We start from the raw sequence: 22,764 nt of genomic DNA on the forward strand, positions 1-22,764 counted from the left end.
TTAGAAAATAAAGTCGATGGAATCTGGCGAGAAGCCTTCCGGCTGCTCGCTCGAGTTCACCTGAATATCGCTTAATAGCAAATCTGGATTAGCTCCAACCTGGGACAGGATCGCTATCAAATCTCCGGTTAATCGTTCAATAGCATCTGCGCCAAACAGCTTTGTGCAATATTCGAAGGAACCCTTGATCTGCCCGTCTTCATCACTCATGGACAAGGTCAAATCGAATTTGGAAATACGATGCTCCTGAACATACGGACTAAAGGACAGTGTTTCAAGCTTCGCTTCCTGTGACTCCGTATTTTGCAGTACAAACATGGTGTCAAACAACGGATTACGGCTTGCATCCCGCGCTACATCCAGCTTTTCCACCAACTCCTCAAGCGGATAATCCTGATGCTCGAAGGCTTGTAGCGTACGTTCTCGGGCTTCCAGCAGGTAGCTGTGGAACGTTTGGTCGCCCTGCGGCTGGTGCCGGATGGCTAGTGTATTGACGAACATGCCGATCAGTGGCTCCAGTTCTGGCAACAAGCGGCCTGCTACCGGCGTACCGATGATCAAATCGTCCTGACCGCTGTATTTGGACAGCAGGACGGTATAGGCACTCAGTAGCACCATGTACAGCGTACTTCCGGTCTGTGCCGCGATTCGGCGCAGTTGCTCGGATACATTCGAGTCAACAGTAAAATCATACATTGCTCCCTCGAAGCTGCGAACAGCAGGTCTAGGGTAAGCAATCGGCAGCTCCAGTACAGGCAACTCTCCGGCTAAATGCTCCAGCCAGAACTGTTCCCGGCGTTGGTATGATTCACGCTGCATTTCCTGCTGCTGCCACACCGCATAGTCCTTGTACTGAATGGGCAGCGGCGCCAAGGCCTGTCCCTCGTACAATTGTCCCAGCTCCTGCACGATATTGTTAGACGACACACCGTCTGAAATAATATGGTGCATGTCGTACATCAGGAGGTGACGTTCGGGTCCGGTTTGAATGAGACGGACACGCAGCAGAGGTGCCTGCTGAAGATCGAAGCTGCGTACAAAAGACTCGATATAGGCTTCGGCTTCGGACTCATGGGCCTGCAGGCGCTCTACTGCAAACGCTACCTGATCGTAAACCCGCTGAACAACCTCGCCGTCCACCATTTCGAAGGAAGTTCGCAGCGTTTCATGGCGGGCTATTAACTGACGGAACGCATCCTCCAGTCGATCTGCCTGAAGCGGCCCCTCCACGACTAATACACCCGGCATATTGTAGCTGACCTCCCCACCGTCCAGATGGCTCAAAATATACAGTCGTTTTTGAGCCGAGGAAGCAGGATAGTAAGACTGTTTGGCAGCTGTAGGGATCACCGTATAGGTGTCTGTGCCCTGCGCGGTGATCAGCTGGGCTTGCTGCTCAATCGTAAAGTGCTGGAACACCTCACGCAGTGTAATTCGGCTGCCCAGTTCCTGATGGATTTTGGCCACCAGCGTCGTGGCCCGCAGGGAGTGTCCACCCACATCGAAGAATGAGTCGGTGACTCCTACGCTGGACAGCTTCAAGACATCCTGCCAGATTTGGGCTAGCTTGGCCTCCAGTGGCGTCCGCGGTGCCACATACTCCAGGCCTCCTTCAAGGCGTGCTTCCGGTGCTGGCAATGCCTTCCGGTCAATTTTCCCGTTTGGCGTCAGCGGGAAACGATCCAGCTGTACCACATACGTCGGGATCATGTAATCCGGCAGCTTCGGCTGCAGCGCATTCCGCAGTTCCGGTAGACTCAGCGACTCCGAAGCTACGATATAGGCACACAGATCCTTGTGTCCGTCCTCGTTTTCCCATGCTGTGACTACGGCTTTCTGAATGCCGTCCACGGTCAGCAGCTGTGCTTCCACCTCGCCCAGCTCGATCCGATACCCGCGAATTTTGACCTGATGGTCGATCCGGCCTAAATACTCGATACTGCCATCCGGCAGCCACCGTGCCAGGTCGCCTGTCCGGTACATCCGGTTTGCGTAAGTGCTGTCCGCTGGATCAGCGGCCGTCGCATCAGCAAACGGATTCGGGACAAACTTCTCAGCCGTCAGTTCCGGCAGGTTGAGGTATCCTCGTGCGATACCTGCCCCTCCGATATAGAGTTCACCCGCGATCCCTATCGGTACCAGCTGTTGTCGAGTGTTCAAGATGTACACAGCCTGGTTGGCTATCGGCGTTCCGATGGATACCGTGTGCTCCCCTTTTTCCAGCAGTACATTCAGCGACTCTACATCTTCAATCGTATAGGCGGTCGCATCTACGGTCGCTTCGGTCGGACCATACACGTTCGTAATGACCGGATGATACCCGGACCATTTGTGCAGGAACCCCTGTACCAGCTGCACGGATAAGGCTTCGCCCCCGATCAGGTAATGCTTCACATCCGGCGCTTCTGTCACGCTGACGCTTTCGTTCAAAATATGCAGATGCGCTGGTGTGCCGTCCGACAGATCAATCCGGTGCATGCGGTAGTAGGCGATCAAATGCTCTCCGCTCAGGCTGACGTCACGGGACACCACATGCAGGGTATGACCTAGCAGCAAGCTGGCAAAGATTTGCTTCACCGAAGCGTCAAATACAAATGCGGACAGCCATGCGATGTGAAGCGGCTGAGCATACCGACTGTACACTCGCTCATATAAAGCGTCTACCAGATTGCCGACACTGCCTTGCTCAATCATAACCCCTTTCGGCTGACCGGTTGTACCTGACGTGTAAATCATATAGGCCAGGTTATGCAGGCCGGCGACAGGGATCAGGTTGCTCGCATCCTGTGCTCCCCATTGAGCTTGAACGCCCTCATCGTCAAGGACTATAGCTTCTACTGTGGATGGCAAGCTCAGCGAGAGGTTGGCGGCTCTGCTGGTGATCACGACCTTGGCCCCACTGTCTTGAAGCATGTAGTCGATCCGTTCCTGTGGATACATCGTATCCATTGGCACATACGCGCCTCCGGCCTTCAGTACCCCCAGAATGCTCACCAGAAGATCCGCAGAACGTTCCAGCAGTACGCCTACCGGTTGATCTGCTTCAACACCTTTCGCCCGTAGCACACGGGCCAACCGGTTCGCCTGCTCATTCAGCTCAGCGTAGGTTAGCGTCATATTCCCAGATACAACGGCTATCCGCTCAGGGCTGTTTTTCGCTTGCTCTTCAAAACGCTCGCTGAGCGACAGACCTTGGAGTGTTCCACGCACGCTGTGCGCGTTCGGATCATTGAACACCTTCAGAATCTGTTCGGTTTCTTCGGTCGTAATCAGTTCCAGCTCACCCAGCTTCGCATCCGGGTTTGCCGCCACGGCTTCGGCTAAGCGAATAAAGTGACGTGTCATCCGTTCAACGGTTTCCCGTTGATACAACGCAGTTGCATATTGCAATCCGAACTGGATGCCTGCCTCTTCCTCTCTGGCTTCCAGCGTGAAGTCAAACTTCGCCGGTGTTTGCTCCAAGCCGTATGGACGGAAGCTCAGGTCTGCCAGTTGCAGCTCGCCTTCCTCCGTCGTTTGCAGGGTAAACATCGTATCGAACAGCGGATGGCGACTCATATCCCGCTTCACATTCAGCTTTTCCACCAATTCCTCAAATGGATAGTCCTGATGTTCGTAGGCTTGCAGGGCCCGAACCTTCACTTCTTCCACGTAGCTGCGGAAGGTATGTTCCGCTGTCGGATAGTTTCGCAATGCCAACGTACCGACGAACATGCCGAGGATTGGCTCCAAATCGGCATGCGGTCGTCCGGCAATCGGCGTGCCGACAACGATGTCCTCTTGGCCGCTGTATTGATGCAAGAGTGCGGTGTACGCCGCCAGCAGCACCATATACAGGGTAGAGCCTGTGTGCGCCGCCAGTTCCTTCAGGCGTTCGCTCACTTCGCGTCCCAGCCCAAACACCACGGTATCGCCTGCCGTACTTCGTATCGACGGACGTGCAAAGTCTGTCGGTAAATCCAGCACAGGCAGTTCCCCCCGGAAGGTGTCGAGCCAGTAGGCTTCCTGGCGCTGCATCCACTTCTGATGGACCTCGCTTTGTTGCCATACGGCATAGTCTTTGTACTGTATCCGCAGTGGCGGCAGCTTTTCACCGTCATACAAGCGGACAAATTCTTCAGTCAGTACCCCCATCGACACGCCATCCGAAACGATGTGGTGCATGTCGAGCATGAGTACATGCTGCGGTTCCTGCCCTGCTCCTGATACGCCTAGATCTACCAAGCCTACCCGCAGCAGCGGTGCGGCTTTGAGATTAAACGGACGGACAAAGCAACTCACCAGCTCTTGTACTTCCTTGTTGACCCTCGTGTCTGTGTCCGTAGTCGCACCCTCAGCTTGTACCTTCGTAAATTCGACCTCGAACGGTACGGTGTCCTCAATAGACTGCATTGGCTCGCTGTCCACCAGATCAAAGCGGGTACGCAAGGACGCATGACGGGCGATCAGTTGACGGAATACGTCCTCCACTCGCTTCACGTCCAGCGGACCGCTCACTTGCAGCACCGATGGCATGTTGTAGTTCACATCCTGCGGATCGAACTGATGCAACACATACAGTCGTTTTTGCGCCGAGGACAAGGGATAGAAGCTGCGCTCTTCCGTTACTGGAATGGACGCATATGTTACTTGATCCAGCTGTTCCAATACAACGGCCAGTTGTTCAATGGTTGGTGCTTCAAAAATACTGCGCAGGGGAAGCGGCTTGTTCAGTTCCTTGTGAATCTTCGAGGCCAGTGTGGTCGCCCGCAGCGAGTGTCCGCCAATCTCGAAGAAGTTTTCCTTCACACCGACCTGAGTGAGGCCTAGTACATCCTGCCAAATTTGCGCCAGCTTCACTTCCACCCACGTTCGCGGTGCGACATAGTCGGCTCCGGTTTGCAGGCTGCCTTCTGGTGCTGGCAGGGCCTTGCGGTCGATTTTACCGTTCGGTGTCAGCGGCATTTGCTCCAACTGTACCAAGAAAGAAGGCACCATGTAGTTTGGCAGCTCCTCACCCAGTAAACTGCGCAGTTCACCAGCGCTTACGTCTCTTTCAGCGACATAGTACGCCACCAGTTGATTTTGTCCCTGCTCGTCCGCTTGGGCCAGGACGATGACCTCTTGTACGTCCTCCACTTTCAATATTTGTGCCTCGACTTCGCCCAGCTCAATCCGGTAACCCCGGATCTTTACTTGATGGTCAATCCGGCCCAAGTATTCGATGTTTCCGTCTGGCATCCATCTTGCCAAGTCGCCTGTGCGGTACATCCGCTCATACCCGGCTTCGCCAGCCGCAAACGGATTCGGTACAAATTTCTCCGCCGTCAGCTCTGGACGATCCAGGTAACCACGTGCCAGACCCGGACCAGACACGCACAGCTCACCCGCTACGCCTATCGGAGCCAAATGCCCGTGTACATCTACCATGTATACCCGATGATTCGGCACAGGACGTCCAATGGAAATCAGCTGTCCTGCTCTCTCATCCTTGGATACCGGCCAGATGGATGTCGCTACCGAGTTTTCAGTTGGACCATAGCCATTGTAGTACGCCACCTGATCCTTCCACTTGTATACCAGCTCTGTTGAAGCGGCTGAACCCGCAGTGACCAGAATACGCAGATTTGGCATCCGCTGCGGCTCCAGATACACCGCATAGGTAGGCGGCAATGCTGCCACCGTGATGTGGTGATCCGCCATATATTGTTCAAACCGTTCGTAGTCCAAAATCGTCTCTGACGTTGGCACGTACAACGTGGCTCCGCAGAATAGAGCTTGGAAGATTTCCCAGCAAGCCGCATCAAACGAGTAGCTGGCGAACAGCAACATATGATCTGAGGTACTGATCTCGAATTCCTGATCAAAATACGTTTTCAGATTGCATAGCCCGTGATGCTCCAGCATAACACCCTTCGGCTGCCCCGTTGTCCCCGATGTATAGATCACATACGCCAGATCGTTCGGACCGGACAACGGCTCCAGGTTAGAACCATCCTCGTGATACACACTTTCTGCCCCATTCAGCACCAGCATGTGACCGTCGAAAGCTACTTTGTCCACCAGATGACCTTGAGTTAATAACAGCTTCGCTCCCGAGTCATCCAGCATATAGCGGATACGCTCTTCCGGATAGGTTGGATCGATAGGTACATATGCTCCTCCGGCTTTCAAAATGCCTAACATACCCACGATCATGTCTATCGAGCGTTCGGTCATCAGACCCACCAGCCGATCTTTTGTCACACCTTGACTGCGCAAGGTACGAGCCAGACGATTCGCGCGTTCATTCAGCTCGCGATAAGTCAACTGCTCTCCTTCGAAGTACAACGCTGGCTGCTCTGGTGTGTGCGCCGTTTGTGTCTCAAACAGACCATGGATCGTTTGCTCGCTTGGATACTCGGCGGCTGTATCTCCCCATACGCTGAGAATTTGCTCGCGTTCCTGCTCGCTTAACACATCCAGTTCCTGCACCCGAATGTCCGGATTCGCTACCACTTGTTCCAGTAGCTGTATTAAATGGCCCTGAGTCCGTTCCACGACTTCCCGATCAAATAACTTCGTATTGTACTCAAATCGGATTTTCATCGCTTCCTGCGGCATGACGACCAGATTGAAATCATAGTTCGTTTGTTCAATCATACCTGCATTGCTGATTACAAAATCCGACGCTGCACCTTCGCCAAGCTGCTCGACCTGCTCCTCCACCGGATAGTTTTCAAACACGATAATGTGGTTGATCAGCTCTTGCTTTTGCTCGGTCAAGGCTTGAATTTCATACAGCGGATACGTTTCATAATCTTGAGAAGCCAGCGCCTGCTGCTGATTCGTTCTAATCAGGTCGGCAAAGGTGTCCTCAGCTCCACTACGGATACGTACGGGAATGGTGTTAATGAACAAGCCCACCATATTTTCGATCCCCGGAATATCAGCCGGACGACCCGACACGACACCGCCAAATATAGCATCATCACTACCGTTGTACTTTTGAAGCAGTAAGCCCCAGGCTGTTTGCAGTAATGTATTCGGGGTCACGTGGTACTGCTTGGCTACCATTTCCATGCGCCCTGTCAAATCCTTACCTAGATCGCACAACACATGCTCAAATTGTGCACCGTCCGCTTTTGCGCCGACTTTTCCGGTTGGAATCGACGTTTGTTGATCATAGCCCAGCAAATAATCTTTCCAGTATGAGGCTGCTGCTTCTACATCCTGGGCTTCAAGCCACTCAATATACTGACTGTATGGAGTCACCGGGGCGAGCTTTGGTTCTCTATGTTCTACGGCTGCAAAATAAGCCTCAAACACCTCATCCGTTACCAACGCCACACACCAGCCGTCCATTAGGATGTGATGAGAGCTCCACACAAAGTAATAATCCTCATCACCTGTCCGTAAAATCGCCACGCGCATCAACGCATCCCGGGACAAATCGAATCCGGCTGCCTTGTCCTGGCGAATAAATTCCTGCACATACGCGTCACGTTCCTGATCATCCAAATGACGCAAATCTTCATAGCTGAAACCAACATCCTTGCGCCGGAAAATCACCTGCACGGGCTCATCCTGCCAGCCGCTAATGAAATTAGCTCTAAAGATCTCATGCCGCTGCGCCAAATGATTCAAGCTATCTTGGAAAATATCTGCCTGGAAGCGTCCACGCAAGTCAAAGGTCGTTTGTTCAAAATAAGCCCCTGACGCTGCATCCATCAGGCTATGGAACAACATGCCTTTTTGCATCGGTGTCAAGGCATATACATTTTCCAGTTCCCCGATGTCACGAGTCCGCTCTACTAACTGATCCAGCTCGGCCAAGGTTACAGGTTTAAGCATCACATCGCTTGGCGTCAGCTCCTGCTGTTTGCGACCCGCGCAATGTGCGATGATGTCCTGCAGGCTGGTTCTGAGCGCTTCGGCTAGCTGTTCCATCGTTTCCTTGCGATATTCCTGATGGCTGTAGCTGATCGTCAATTGCAATTGACCTTCTGAAATCAGTCCGTTCAAATCCAGCGTGTGCGATCTGGCTGCATGTGCGCTCAGCTCGGCACCGCTAGCGTAAGGAGACACGCCAATGGATTGATTTTGCATATCCTGATCAAATTGTCCCAAATAGTTAAAGCTGATTTCAGGTTCGGTTACAAAACGCTCTTGCTCACATGCTGCGGACAGGTATCTCAGCATACCGTAGCCAATACCCTTTTGCGGAATCCGGCGTAGCCCTTCTTTCACCTGTTTGATGCGCTGTGAAAGGTCTTGGCTCACACTCATATCCAGCACAACCGGGAATTGGGTCGTAAACCAGCCTACCGTGCGCGTAATATCCAGCTCGGGCAGAATGGATTCCCGTCCATGGCCTTCCAGGTTGACGAGCACTCGTTCAATCCCCGCCCAGCGATGAATAGCCAGGCCGAGTGCGGTCAGCAGCAAATCATTCATATCCGTGTTGTAGGCACGATGTGCTTGTTTTAACAGCTGCTCCGTTTCCTGAGCTGTCCACGTGACTGTCATGAGCTCGCTGTCTTTATTCAAGGAATGAAAAGGGGATTCGTCTTTTGGAAGCGGCTCATACACACCTTGTTCTACTTCTTGCCAGAAGGCGAGCTCTGCTGCCATTTCTGGGCCGTTCGCATAGTGAGACTGTCCCTCAGCCCAGGTACGGAACGAATCCGTTTTGTGCGGAAGACGAGTCGGTTGTCCGTTCAATGCTTGTTCGTAGGCTGTCGTAAGATCCTCGAACAAAATGCGCCAAGAAACGGTATCTACTACTAAGTGATGAATAGCTATCAGCAAATGATCTCCATCTGGGCAATGGAACAGCCCCAGCTTCATCAGCGGTCCTTCGCTTAAATGAATCCCCGCCTGAATTTCATTCGCTTTGGCCTCAATCGCCGCAGACACTTCCGACTCCTTCCTGAAGTCTGCCTGATCCAGCGTATACAGCTCACCCTCACCCACCGCGCGATTCCAAGCTTCATACCCGTGTTCGGTAGGACGGAAAACGATCCGCAGTGCATCGTGATGACTAACCATTTGATCCATCGCTGTGCGCAGTGCCGCTTCATCAAAACCATCCTTGCTATGCAGCATGATGGACTGGTTGTGATGATGAGCATCCGCCAGGTTTTGCTCCAAGAACCAGTGTTGAACGGGTGTCAGCTTCACCGCGCCCACCACTTCGCTTTGATCCGCCAATCGGGTAACGGATTGGACTTTCGGCGCCAATGCAGACACCGTTGGATGGCTGAACAGGTCTTTCATCTCCAGTCGATAACCTGCTTGTAGCAAGCGGGACGATACTTGCAGCGCTTTGATCGAATCGCCGCCCAGCTCGAAGAAGTTATCCTGCGTGCCTACGGCCTCCACGCCGAGCACTCCGGCCCATACCGTAGCCAATACTTGCTCCACCTTCGTACGTGGGGCCACATAGGCGACTCCGGTATGAATGCTGCCTTCCGGTTCCGGCAAGGCCTTACGGTCAATTTTGCCGTTGCTGGTCAGCGGGATCGTCTCCAGTCGCATCAGCCGTGCTGGCACCATGTGCGCTGGCAGTCCGGCTTCCAGCGCGGCCTGTACTTCCTCGATCCGCAGCTCGGTTTCTCCCGTGATGTATCCGCACAAATACTTGTGTCCACGCTCGTCCGTCCGGTCGATGACTACGGCTTGACGCACACCCGGCACCCGCTGAATCGCCGTTTCAATCTCGCCCAGCTCGATCCGATAGCCCCGGATTTTGACTTGATAGTCCATCCGGCCGATAAAGTCTACATTGCCGTCCGGCATCCACCGCGCCAAGTCGCCGGTGCGATACAAACGTTCACCCGGTACGTACGGGTTCGCTACGAATTTCTCGGCTGTCAGGTCCGCACGGTTCAGGTACCCCCGTGCGACCCCGATGCCGCCGATGCACAACTCGCCCAGTACACCGATCGGTACCGGATTCAGCTGGCTGTCTACGATGTAGAAGCGTGCGTTCAGCCACGCCTGTCCAATCGGCACATTCCCGCTGCTTGGCAGTTTCGACAGCTCTTCATCGTAGAAGCTGGAGTCAATCGCCGCTTCCGTGACGCCATAGCTGTTGATGATACGGATATCTGCGCCAAACCGTTCTTGCAGCACTCGGTAGTCCGTCACGCTGCAGCTATCCGAGCTCGTAATCAGCAGCTCCAGACTGCTCATGTCCAGCCCGTGTTCATGCACATGCTGCATAAACGGTACGATCAAGGCTGGAGTCGATTCGAACACGGTAATCTGATAATCGCGAATCCAGCCGTACAGACGGCTTGGATCAATCCGATCCTCTTTCGGACAGATGACCATCGTGCCGCCGTTATAAAGCGTCCGTGCAATATCGCCGACGAACACGTCGAAGGAGAAGCTGGCCAGTTGCAGCAGTCGGACCGGGAACTGGTTCAGACGGTAATCCCGGCGATACGCCGCAGCCGTATTGACCAAGCTGCGATGCTCGATCATGACGCCCTTCGGACGTCCCGTTGTCCCGGACGTATAGATCACATATGCCAGATCGTGCGGCTCGTTGATGTGATCGACGTCTGTGACATCTCCGGTATACAGCGACTCATCGTCTAATGCTAGTACAGTGTGCAGACGCAGCCCTGTTGCCAGCTCGGATGCTGCTTCGCGGCCAGACTTCGAATCTGATTTCAAGCTTACGCCTTCATTCAGGCGGTCTCTTTCCATCGTTTCAGCACTAACCGCTGTTTCCAACTCACCCTCGGTCTTTCCTTCGCCCAGAGCCCCTTGGCTTTCATTCAGCCATGCTTGCGTGCGCTCCTGCAAACTGGTTTGGGTCAACAGCACCGTCGCACCGCTGTCCTCCAGCATGAAACGAATGCGCTCGGACGGATAGTCTGCATCCAGCGGCACATAGGCGCCTCCAGCCTTCCATACCGCTAGTACGCCGACCAGCATGTCTACCGAGCGTTCACTCCAAATGCCGACAATGGATTCGCGTCCAATGCCTTCTTTTCGCAGTCTGCGCGTCAATTGGTTCGCACGCTCGTTCAGCTGGCGGTACGTAAGCTGCTGCTCCTCGTACACCACCGCCACATGATCTGGCACAAGCTGTGCCTGTTCTTCCACATAAGCATGGAATAAGACTTCTGCTTCAGCCGCAATCTCCGATACGCCTACATCTCCAAAACCGTAGAGGATTTGTGCCTTCTCCTCGACAGTTACCATATCCAGAGCTGCCAGTGGCTGCTGTGGATGAAGTGTAATGGCACGTACGAGTTCGGTAAAATGCTGTGCAAAGCGTGCAATGGTCTCCGGCTTGTACAGCGCCGTGCTGTATTCCAGACTGCACAGAATGCCTTCTGGCTGCTCTACGGCATCCAAGGTCAGATCAAATTTGGACGTAGGATTGTCCGTCGGATACGGCTTGAAGGTCAGACCTTCCAGCTCGAACTCCTGCTGCTCAAATGTTTTCAGCTCAAACATCGTGTCAAACAGCGCATTCCGGCTCGTATCCCGCGTTAAATTCAGCTTTTCAACCAGCTCTTCAAACGGATATTCCTGATGCTCATACGCACGGAGCGCATGCTCTTTGACCTCTTGCAGGTAATCCAGGAACGTTTTGTCGCCACACGGATAATTGCGAATCGCCAACGTGTTGAGGAATACGCCTACCAGGCTCCCCAGTTCCGCATGTGGTCTTCCGGCAATCGGCGTGCCGACGATGATATCCTCTTGACCCGTGTATTTATGCAAGAGCGTGCTATACGCTGCCAGCAACACCATGTACAAGGTAGAGCCAGTTTGCGCGGCCAGCTGCTTCAGCTGCTCGCTGTCCTCCATACGGATCGCAAACTCAAATCGAGTTCCTTCCAGACGCTGTACAGCAGGTCTTGTAAAATCCGTTGGCATATCCAGCGCCGGGATTTCACCAGACATGGTTTTCAGCCAATAGCTTTCTTGCTCACGAAGGCGTTCACTTTGCATATCTGCATGCTGCCAAACCGCATAGTCCTTGTACTGAATCCGCAGTGGCGGCAGTTCCTGGCCTTCATACAATTGAGAGAACTCCTGCACGATAATGCCTTCCGTCACGCCATCCGAAATAATATGGTGCATGTCATAGAGCATGACGTGACGCCCCGGTCCATTTTCGATCAACTGAACCCGCAGCAATGGGGCTTGTGCGAGATCAAATGCACGTACAAAGTCCTGTGCGTACTGCGGTGTCTCTTCTTCACTTGCCTGTACATACTCCACGCTGAATGGGGCGCTGGATTCAATCCGCTGAATCACCTCACCATCCACCATCTCGAATCGGGTTCGGAGGGCCTCATGACGGGCAATCAGCTGGCGGAAGGCTTGTTCCAGTCTTTTTTTATCCAAGGAACCTTCGATAATCAAAGCTCCTGGCATGTTGTAGCTAACCTCTCCACCTTCCAGGTGACTCAGAACGTACATCCGTTTTTGTGCCGAAGAAACGGGGTAATATTCGCGCTCCTCTGCCACAGGTATGGATACATACGTTTGCTGGGTCTGATCTTCACCCATCACCTGTACCAATTGCTCAATCGTCGGATATTGGAAAATATCTCGCAAGGCCAGCTTGTGATTCAGCTCCTGATGAATTTTCGCCATCAGGGTAGTAGCGCGCAGCGAATGTCCTCCCACTTCAAAGAAGTTATCCTGGATGCCTATTTGGTGATGATTCAGAACGCTTTTCCAAATACGGACCAGCTGCTCTTCCAGCTCTGTGCGCGGCGCCACGTACTTCGTGCCTCCTTCGAGACGTGTTTCTGGCGCTGGCAACGCTTTGCGATCAATTTTTCCGTTTGGTGTCAGCGGGAATTGATCCAGGGGTACGACATACGTCGGGATCATATAGCTCGGCAGTTTAGGCTGCAGTGTGCTGCGTAGCTCCGGCAAATTCAGCGCCTCCGAGGCTACAACATACGCGCACAGATCCTTGTCTCCGTCTTCGTTTTCCCAGGCGGTGACGATCGCTTTCTCAATGCCAGTCACAGTCAGCAGCTGCGCTTCCACCTCACCCAGTTCAATCCGGAAGCCCCGGATTTTGACCTGATCATCCATCCGGCCGATAAAGTCTACATGGCCGTCCGGCATCCACCGCGCCAAGTCGCCGGTACGATACAGTCGTTCACCCGGCACGTACGGGTTCGCTACGAATTTCTCCGCCGTCAGGTCCGTACGGTTCAGGTACCCCCGTGCCACACCAGCACCGCCGATGCACAGCTCACCCAATACGCCAATCGGCACTGGATTCAGCTGACTATCCACGATGTAGAAGCGTGCGTTCAGCCACGCCTGACCAATCGGCACATTACCACTGCCTGGCAGCTTCGACAGTTCTTCGTCATAGAAGCTGGAGTCAATCGCCGCTTCCGTAACACCGTAGCTGTTGATGATGCGGATCTCCGTGCCAAACCGCTCCTGCAGCACCCGATAATCCGTCACACTGCAGCTATCCGAGCTCGTGATGAGCAGCTCTAGACTACTCATATCTAGTACGTGTTCATGCACATGCTGCATAAATGGTACGATCAAAGCCGGTGTGGATTCGAACACCGTAATTTGATAATCACGAATCCATCCGTGGAGACGGCTGAAATCAATCCGGTCGTCTTTCGGACAGATGACCATTGTTCCCCCGTTATAGAGTGTCCGCGCAATATCGCCGACGAACACGTCGAAGGAGAAGCTGGCCAGTTGTAGCAGTCGTACCGGGAATTCGCTCAGGCGGTAATCCCGACGATAGGCCGCAGCGGTATTCACCAAGCTGCGATGTTCGATCATGACACCTTTTGGACGTCCGGTTGTCCCCGACGTGTAGATCACATACGCCAGATCCTGCGGTTCGTTAATATGATCGACGTCTGTAGTATCTCCGGTGTACAGTGACTCATTGTCCAATGCCAGTACGGTGTGCAGACGCAGCCCTGTTGCTGGCTCGGATGCTGCTTCGCGGTCAGGTGGCGAATCTGATTTCAAGCCTAAGCCTTCATTCAGGTTGTCCCTTTCCATCGTTTCAGCGCTAACCGCCGTCTCCAGCTCACCCTTAGCATTTTCATCGCCCAAAGCCCATTGGCTTTCATTCAGCCATGCTTGTGCGCGCTCCAGCAGGTCGGTTTGAGTTAACAGTACCGTCGCACCGCTGTCCTCCAGCATGAAACGAATCCGTTCGGATGGATAGTCTGCATCCAGCGGCACATAGGCGCCTCCAGCCTTCCACACCGCTAGTACGCCGACCAGCATGTCTACCGAGCGTTCACTCAAAATGCCGACAATGGATTCGCGTCCGATGCCTTCCTTTCGCAATTTACGCGCCAATTGGTTCGCACGCTCGTTCAGTTTGCGGTACGTCAGCTGTTGCTCCTCGTACACCACCGCCACGTGATCTGGTACAAGCTGGGCTTGTTCTTCCACAAAGGCATGGAACAGGGCTCCTGCTTCAACAGCATCAGCACCTAATACCCCACATTTCCAAATCCATCGATGAGTTGCTCTTTTTCCTCGGCGGTTACCATATTCAAAACTGCCAGGGGCTGCTGTGGATGATAGGCAATAGCTCGAACGATTTCCGCAAAATGCTGTGCCAATCGCGTCATGGTCTCCGGCTTGTACAGCGCCGTGCTGTATTCCAGACTGCACAGAATACCTTCTGGCTGCTCTATGGCCTCCAAGCTCAGATCAAACTTGGCCGTATGATTGTCCAGTGGATAGGAGCTCAAGGTCAGACCTTCCAGCTCGAACTCCTGCTGCTCCATTGTTTTCAGCTCAAACATCGTGTCAAACAGCGCATTCCGGCTCGTATCCCGCGTTACATTCAGTTTTTCAACCAGTTCTTCAAACGGATAGTCCTGATGCTCATACGCACGGAGCGCATGCTCTTTGACCTCCTGCAGATAATCCAGGAACGATTTGTCGCTGGACGGATAATTGCGGATCGCCAGCGTGTTAATGAACACACCCACCAGATTACTGAGCTCCGCATGCGGTCGTCCGGCAATCGGCGTGCCAACGACGATGTCCTCTTGAGCTGTGTATTTGTGTAAGAGCGTAGTGTACGCCGCCAACAACACCATATACAGAGTAGCGCCGGTTTGTGCCGCCAGTTCTTTCAGGCGTTCACTAACCTCACACTCTAGTACAAATTCGATCGTATCCCCTGCCGTACTCTGCACCGCTGGGCGGGCAAAGTCAGTAGAGAGATCCAGTACAGGTAGTTCACCTTGGAAGGTGTCAAGCCAGTACGCTTCCTGACGCTGCATCCATTCCTGGTGGGCTTCGCTTTGCTGCCATACGGCATAATCCTTGTACTGAATCCGCAATGGCGCTAGCTCTTCACCGCCATACAAGCGGACAAACTCGTCGGTCAGGACCTCCATGGATACCCCATCCGAGACGATATGGTGCATGTCAAGCATAAGCAGATGTTGAGCTTCCTGCTCTACTCCCTGAGCGCCCAGATCCACCAAGCCTACCCGCAGCAGCGGCGCAGCTTTGAGATCAAACGGACGAACAAAGCTCCGTACCCGCTGTTGCGCTTCTATGTTGACTCTTGTGTACGTATCTGTAGTTGTGTCCTGATCTGTGTCCGCAGTCGCACCCTCTGCCTGTACCTTCGTATATTCCACCTCGAACGACACAGTGTCCTCAATCCATTGCATTGGCTCGCTGTCGATTAGCTCAAAGCGAGTACGCAAGGTCGCATGGCGGGCAATCAGTTGACGGAATACGTTCTCTACTCGTTTCACATTCAGCGGACCGCTCACTTGCAGCACCGACGGCATGTTGTAATTCACATCCTGCGGGTCGAACTGATGCAGCACATACAGTCGCTTTTGTGCCGAGGACAGTGGGTAGAAACTACGCTCCTCCGTCACCGGAATGGACGCATACGCCACCTGATCCAGACCTTCCAGAACAGCTGTCAGTTGTTCAATCGTTGGGGCTTCAAAAATACTGCGCAGAGGAAGCGGCTTGTTCAGCTCTTGGTGAATCTTCGAGGCCAGTGTCGTCGCCCGCAGCGAATGTCCGCCCATCTCAAAGAAGTTTTCCTTTACGCCGACCTGCGCCAGGCCCAGCACATCCTGCCAGATTTGCGCCAGCTTCACTTCCACCCACGTCCGCGGTGCGACATAATCGGCTCCACTTTGCAGGCTGCCTTCCGGTGCTGGCAGGGCCTTGCGGTCAATTTTGCCATTGGGACTCAGCGGCATTTGCTCCAGCTGTACAAAATACGATGGCACCATGTAGCTTGGCAGCTCTCGGCCCAGCTCACTTCTCAGCTCGCTAGCACGGATTTCTTGCCCCGCGACATAGTAGGCCACCATTTGTTTTTGGCCCGTTTCATCCGCACGAGCCATGACAACCGCTTCTCGTACCGATTCCACTTGGAGTAGCTGCGTTTCGACCTCGCCCAGCTCAATCCGGTACCCACGGATTTTCACCTGATGGTCAATCCGGCCCAGATATTCAATGTTGCCGTCCGGCATCCATCTCGCCAAATCACCAGTGCGGTACATCCGTTCGTCTCCTGCTTCCCCGCCAGCAAACGGATCTTTCACAAATTTCTCGGCCGTCAGTTCCGGACGGTTCAGATAGCCTCGGGCTACGCCGACACCGCTGATGCACAGTTCCCCTGCAACCCCAATCGGCTGCAATTGCTCCGTGCCTTCCTTCACGATGTACAGACGGATATTTTGAATCGGTTTTCCGATCGGAATCGCTGCATATTCCTCATCCGGCTCGCAATCGAAGTACGATACGTCCACCGTTGCTTCGGTTGGGCCATACAGGTTGACTAGCTTCGCTCCGGCCAGGCTCGATACGAGCCGCTGGAACCGGGCCACATGCTGTGGCGGCAACGCTTCACCACTGGCAAAGACATGGCGCAGCGTGCCCAGCTTCGCTTGTATTACTTCCCGTGGCTGCTGCTCCACATACTCCAGAAATGCATGCAGCATGGCGGGTACAAAGTGCATCGTGCTCACACCGTCGCGGGCAATTGTGTCGACGATGTCTTCCGGGTTCTTTTCCCCGCCCACGGGCAGCAAGCTCACCTTCGAGCCGACCATCGACCACCAGAACAGCTCCCACACCGACACATCGAAGGTGAAGGCGGTCTTTTGCAAGATCGTATCTTCTGCACTTAGGCCATAGCGATTATGCATCCACAAAATCCGGTTCAGCACGGAATGGTGCTCCACCATCACGCCCTTCGGTTTTCCCGTAGAGCCAGAGGTGTAGATGACATAGGCGACATGGCGCGGTCCAGCTAGGGGCTCCAGATTCGAGTCATCCTCGTGATAAATATCCTTGCCATCCTGCTCCTGACGATCCAGCACCAGCACCTGGCCGTCGAAACTCAGCGACACTTGCTCCGTCAGATGTGATTGTGTCAGCACCAGCTTCGCTCCCGAATCCTCCAGCATAAAGCGGATACGATCGGCCGGATATTCCGGATCAATCGGCACATAGGCTCCGCCGGCCTTCAAGATCGCGTAGATGCCTACGATCATGTCCAGTGAACGGTGGACCAGAATACCCACGGGCTGATCCGGCTGAACCCCTTGCGCACGCAAGGTCCGGGCGAGACGGTTCGCTCGCTCGTTTAGCTCCGCGTAGGTCAACGACTCTGCACCACACAGTACTGCCACTTGCTCCGGTGTATTCGCTACCTGCTGCTCAAACAGACTGCTTAGCGTCTGATCCTGCGGATAGGCTGCCGCCGTATCTCCCCACACCTGAACGATCTGTGCCTGCTCTTCCGCTGTCACTAGTTCCAGCTCATTCACACGGATATGCGGATTGTCAATAATTTGCTCGATGACATGCAGTACATGTCCCTGCATCCGCTCGATCGTAGCCCGATCGTACACATTCGCGTTGTATCTGAACATGATCCGGAAGGTTTCATCTGGCATCACAATCAAGTCCAGATCATAGTTCGTTTGCTCGACAACCTCTACATTCGTAATGTCAAACGCGGATGGACGAACTTCACCCAGCTGCTCGACTTGCTCCTCGACCGGATAGTTCTCAAACACCATAATGTGGTTAATTAGATGCTGCTTCTGCTCGGTCAGCGCCTGTATTTCATACAGCGGGAAGCTGTCATATACGCCTGAAGCCAGCGCTTGCTCCTGCGTTTTGCGCATGATGTCCACAAACGTGGCATTTCGCTCACTTTGAATCCGCACTGGGATGGTATTAATGAACAGGCCGATCATATGCTCTACACCCGGAATATCCGTCGGACGTCCAGATACGACACTACCGAATACAACATCCTCGTTGTTATTATATTGCTGCAAAATAAGGCCCCACACGCTCTGCATCAGCGTATTGATCGTGACTTGCTGCTGCTTCGCAATCCGGTACATAGCTTCGCTCCACGTTGGTTCCAGCTCTACCGTTATTTTTTCAGAAACATATTTGCTGGTATCGCTTGTTGTCGTAGACAGAACACTTTCGCTGCTATCCGCCACTTGGTCTTTCAATGAAGTATCCGCTCCAGGTAACAACGTCTGCTGTTCAAAACCAGCCAAATAACTGCTCCAATACTCTTTTGCCGCACGTTCATCTTGGCGCTCTAGCCATTCGATATATTGGCCATACGGTGTGATCGGAGCAAGCTCCGGCTGTTTCTGCTCCAGCAGCGCAAAATACGTACCAAACACCTCGCCCGTAACGAGCGACAAGCACCAGCCGTCCATGACAATGTGATGGAAGCTCCAGACCAAGTGATACGTTTCTTCATCGGTCTGCAATATCTGTACGCGCATCAGCGCATCCGTACCGAGATTGAAGCCTCTCGCCTGATCCTCCTGCTTAAACGCCTGGATATATGCCTGTTGCTCCGCTTTCGGCATGGTGCGAATATCCTTGAAGGAAAGATCGCTATTTTTATGACGGAACACGATTTGCAATGGCTCCGGACCGTTCCCTGTCTCAAATTGATGGAAATTCGTCCGCAGCGCTTCATGACGCTGTGTCAGCACATCCAGACTCTTACGGAAAATAGCAACATCAAAGCTGCCCTTTTGATCAAACGACGCTTGCTGGAAGTATGCGCCTGAGTCCGGCTCCATCAGACTATGGAACAGCATCCCCTTCTGCATGGGAGAGAGAGCATACATATTTTCAAGCTCGCCCACAGAAGTTGTTTGCTCCGTCAATTGCTCCAGCTGCTCCAGTGTCAGGCCCTTGAACAAGACATCGCTTGGCGTTAGCTCACTCCGCTCTTGGGAGGCACAATGCTTGATGACTTCCTGCAAGCTTTCCTGCAATAGCCGGGCAAACTTCTCTACGTTTTGCTGTTGGTATACGTGGCTGTCATAACGAATTTCCAGGGTCAGCACACCTGCTGTAATCATGCCGTTCACATTCAGCGGCTGCTCCAGTACGGTGCGGTCACTCAACGGCTCTCCACCTGGATGTGAAGACAGCGTGATCTCCCCATTTTCCAAGTCCTGATCAAATTGTCCCAAATAGTTAAAGCTGATCTCAGGCTGCAGGCTCCAGGAAAAGGTAGCATCATCCTGAGGCAAATATTTCAGAATACCGTAGCCAATGCCCTTATGCGGCACATGTCGCAGGTCCTCTTTTACCCGCTTGATGCGCTGCCCTACTTCTGCCTTTCCATCGACATCCAGCAGTACTGGATACTGACTCGTAAACCAACCCACGGTACGTGTGATATCGATATCGGGAACAATGGCTTCCCGGCCATGGCCCTCCAGATTGACCAGCACACGCTCCTGACCGCTCCAGTTGTACAATGCGGTACCGAGTGCGGTTAACAGCAGATCATTGACCTCGGTGTGGTACGCACGATGTGCTTCCTGCAGTAGCAGTCGGGTGTCCTGTTCGCTCCACGCCACGCTCACCGTCTCACTGTCTCTGACCACAAAATGCTGTCCTGCCGCTCTTTCTTGATCCTTAGGTAGCGATGCGACTTCCGCGTGGGCAAGACGCTGCCAATATTCGCGTTCTTTGTCGATAGCCGGACTGTTCGCATATTGAGACAAACGTTCTGCCCAAGTGGAGAACGAGTCCGTTTTATATGGCAAGCGAATTGCTTCTCCCCGAACGGCCTGCTCATATCCAGTCGCAAAATCCTCAAACACAATCCGCCATGAAATGCCGTCCACAACCAAATGGTGAATCGCAATCAGTAAATGATCTCCATCTATGCAGCGGAAAAGTCCCAGCTTCACCAGCGGTCCTTCGTCTAGACGAATCGAGCTTTGGATGGCATTGGCTTTCGTTTCAATGGTTGCTGCCACCTCTGCAAGGGTTGGCATATCTGTCAAATCCACAACGTCCAGACTGTACAGCTGACCTTCATTTAAACCGCGATTCCACGCTTCATAGCCCTGTTCGGTCTGACGGAAGACCATACGCAAGGCATCATGATGCTCCGTCAGCTTGGTCATCGTTTGACGCAATGCGGCTGCATCGAAGCCTTCTGCTCGATGCAGCATCACCGACTGGTTAAAATAATGCGGCTCTGCCGAGGCTTGTCCAAAGAACCACTGCTGGATCGGGGTCAGCTTTACGCTGCCTGATATCTCGCCCTGATCGGCCGTACGACTCACTTTTTGTACATGACCGCTCAGCAGCGAAATGGACGGATATTGGAACAAATCCTTCATGTCCAGCTTGTAGCCCGCTTGCAGTAAGCGGGACGATACCTGAATCGCTTTGATCGAATCGCCGCCGAGGTCAAAGAAATTATCCAAAATCCCGACGCTCTTCGCTCCTAAGACAGACTGCCAAATCGAAACCAACGTCTGCTCCAGTGCTGTGCGCGGCTCTACATAATCCGCTCCGCTTTGCAGGCTACCCTCCGGTGCTGGCAGGGCCTTGCGGTCGATTTTGCCGTTCGGTGTCAGCGGCATCTGCTTCAGCTGGATGAAGTATGAAGGCACCATGTAGTTGGGCAGCTCCTCACCCAGCAAGCTGCGCAGCTCACCCGCGCTGACGTCTCTTTCAGCGACATAGTACGCCACCAGTTGGTTTTGTCCCTGCTCATCCGCTTGGGCCAGGACGATGACCTCTTGCACGTCCTCCACTTTCAATATTTGTGCTTCGACCTCGCCCAGTTCGATCCGGTAGCCCCGGATTTTCACTTGATGATCGATCCGGCCCAAATATTCAATGTTGCCGTCTGGCATCCATCTCGCCAAGTCCCCGTACGGTACATTCGTTCATAGCCTGCTTCGCCAGCCGCAAACGGGTTCGGTACAAATTTCTCCGCCGTCAGTTCTGGACGATCCAAATATCCACGCGCCAGACCCGGACCAGATACGCACAGTTCACCTGCTACGCCGACCGGAGCCAAATGTCCATGCACATCCAGCATGTACACCCGGTGATTCGGCATAGGACGACCGATGGAAATGAGTTGGCCTGCCCTTTCATCCTCGGATACCGGCCAGATCGACGTTGCCACCGAGTTTTCGGTTGGACCGTAGCCATTGTAGTACGCCACTTGATCCTTCCACTTGTATACCAATTCTGTGGAAGAGGCTGAGCCCGCAGTGAACAGAATACGTAGGTTTGGCATCCGCTGCGGCTCCAGATACACCGCATAGGTCGGCGGCAAAGCAGCCACCGTGATGTGGTGATCGGCCATATATTGCTCAAACCGCTCGTAGTTCAAAATCGTCTCTGTTGTTGGCACGTATAACGTGGCTCCGCAGAACAGCGCTTGGAAGATTTCCCAGCAAGCTGCATCAAACGAGTAGCTGGCGAACAGTAGCGCATGATCCGACGTACGGATCTTGAGCGTCTGATCAAAATACGTTTTCAGATTGCACAGCCCATGGTGCTCCAGCATCACGCCCTTCGGCTGCCCCGTCGTCCCTGACGTATAGATCACATACGCCAAATCATTCGGGCCGGACAACGGCTCCAGATTGGAACCATCCTCGTGGTACACCGTTTGCTCACCATCTAGCACCAGCATGTGGCCGTCAAACGCGACTTTGTCTACCAGATGGCTTTGTGTTAACAGCAGCTTCGCTCCCGAGTCGTCCAGCATGTAGCGGATACGTTCCTCCGGATAGGTTGGATCGATAGGGACATACGCACCTCCGGCTTTTAAAATCCCGAAGATCCCCACAAGCATGTCCACCGACCGTTCGGTCATCAGACCCACCAAACGATCTTTCGTCACGCCTTGACTGCGCAAGGTACGAGCCAGACGATTGGCGCGTTCATTCAGCTCGCGATAAGTCAGCGTTTCTCCTTCGAAGAACAAGGCTGGCTGCTCCGGTGTCTGCGCCGTTTGCGCCTCGAACAAGCCGTGAATCGTTTGCTCGTTTGGATAGGTTGCCGCTGTATTGCCCCAGACCTCAACGATTTGCTCGCGCTCCTGCACCGTAACCATATCCAGCTCACACACGCGAATGTCTGGATTCGCTGTCACTTGCTCCAGTAGCTGCACCAGATGACCTCGAATGTGCTCTACGCTTTCCCGTTCAAAGGCCAAGGCATTATAGCCGAAGCTCATGTGAATGGTATTCCCCGGCAGCACTACCACGTTAAAGTCATAGTTGGTCTGCTCGACAGACTCGGCTCCTGTGATGGTGAAGCTGGACGCCTCACCGCTACCTAATTGCTCGATTTGTTCCTCGACCGGATAGTTCTCAAAAATAAGAATATGATTAATCAAATCCTGCTTAAGCTCCGACAATCCCTGAATTTCATACAACGGATACGTATCGTAGACATGGGAATCAATCGATTGCTCCTGGATGTGCTTCATCACGTCAGAGAATACAC

General features: G+C 53.5%; 2 protein-coding genes and 1 pseudogene (1 of these 3 running past the window's edge). All 3 read right to left on the bottom strand.

Annotated features, from left to right (window positions below):
- Window positions 1-14,619 (bottom strand): non-ribosomal peptide synthetase, encoded by a 14,619-nt coding sequence (locus G7035_RS27575; RefSeq protein ID WP_230877807.1) that lies wholly within the window; start codon window positions 14,617-14,619, stop codon window positions 1-3.
- Window positions 14,508-21,164 (bottom strand): annotated as a pseudogene (locus tag G7035_RS27580) (amino acid adenylation domain-containing protein); the annotation flags it as partial. The gene G7035_RS27575 and the pseudogene G7035_RS27580, both read right to left, overlap by 112 nt.
- A protein-coding gene (locus G7035_RS27585; RefSeq protein WP_230877808.1) for a non-ribosomal peptide synthetase crosses the window boundary here: on the bottom strand, window positions 21,104-22,764 show its 3' end. It continues 19,636 nt past the right edge of the window; the window shows 1,661 of its 21,297 coding nt (coding positions 19,637-21,297); its start codon lies off the right edge, out of view; the stop codon is at window positions 21,104-21,106. The gene G7035_RS27585 and the pseudogene G7035_RS27580, both read right to left, overlap by 61 nt.

Source organism: Paenibacillus polymyxa, assembly GCF_015710975.1.
Taxonomy (GTDB): domain Bacteria; phylum Bacillota; class Bacilli; order Paenibacillales; family Paenibacillaceae; genus Paenibacillus; species Paenibacillus polymyxa.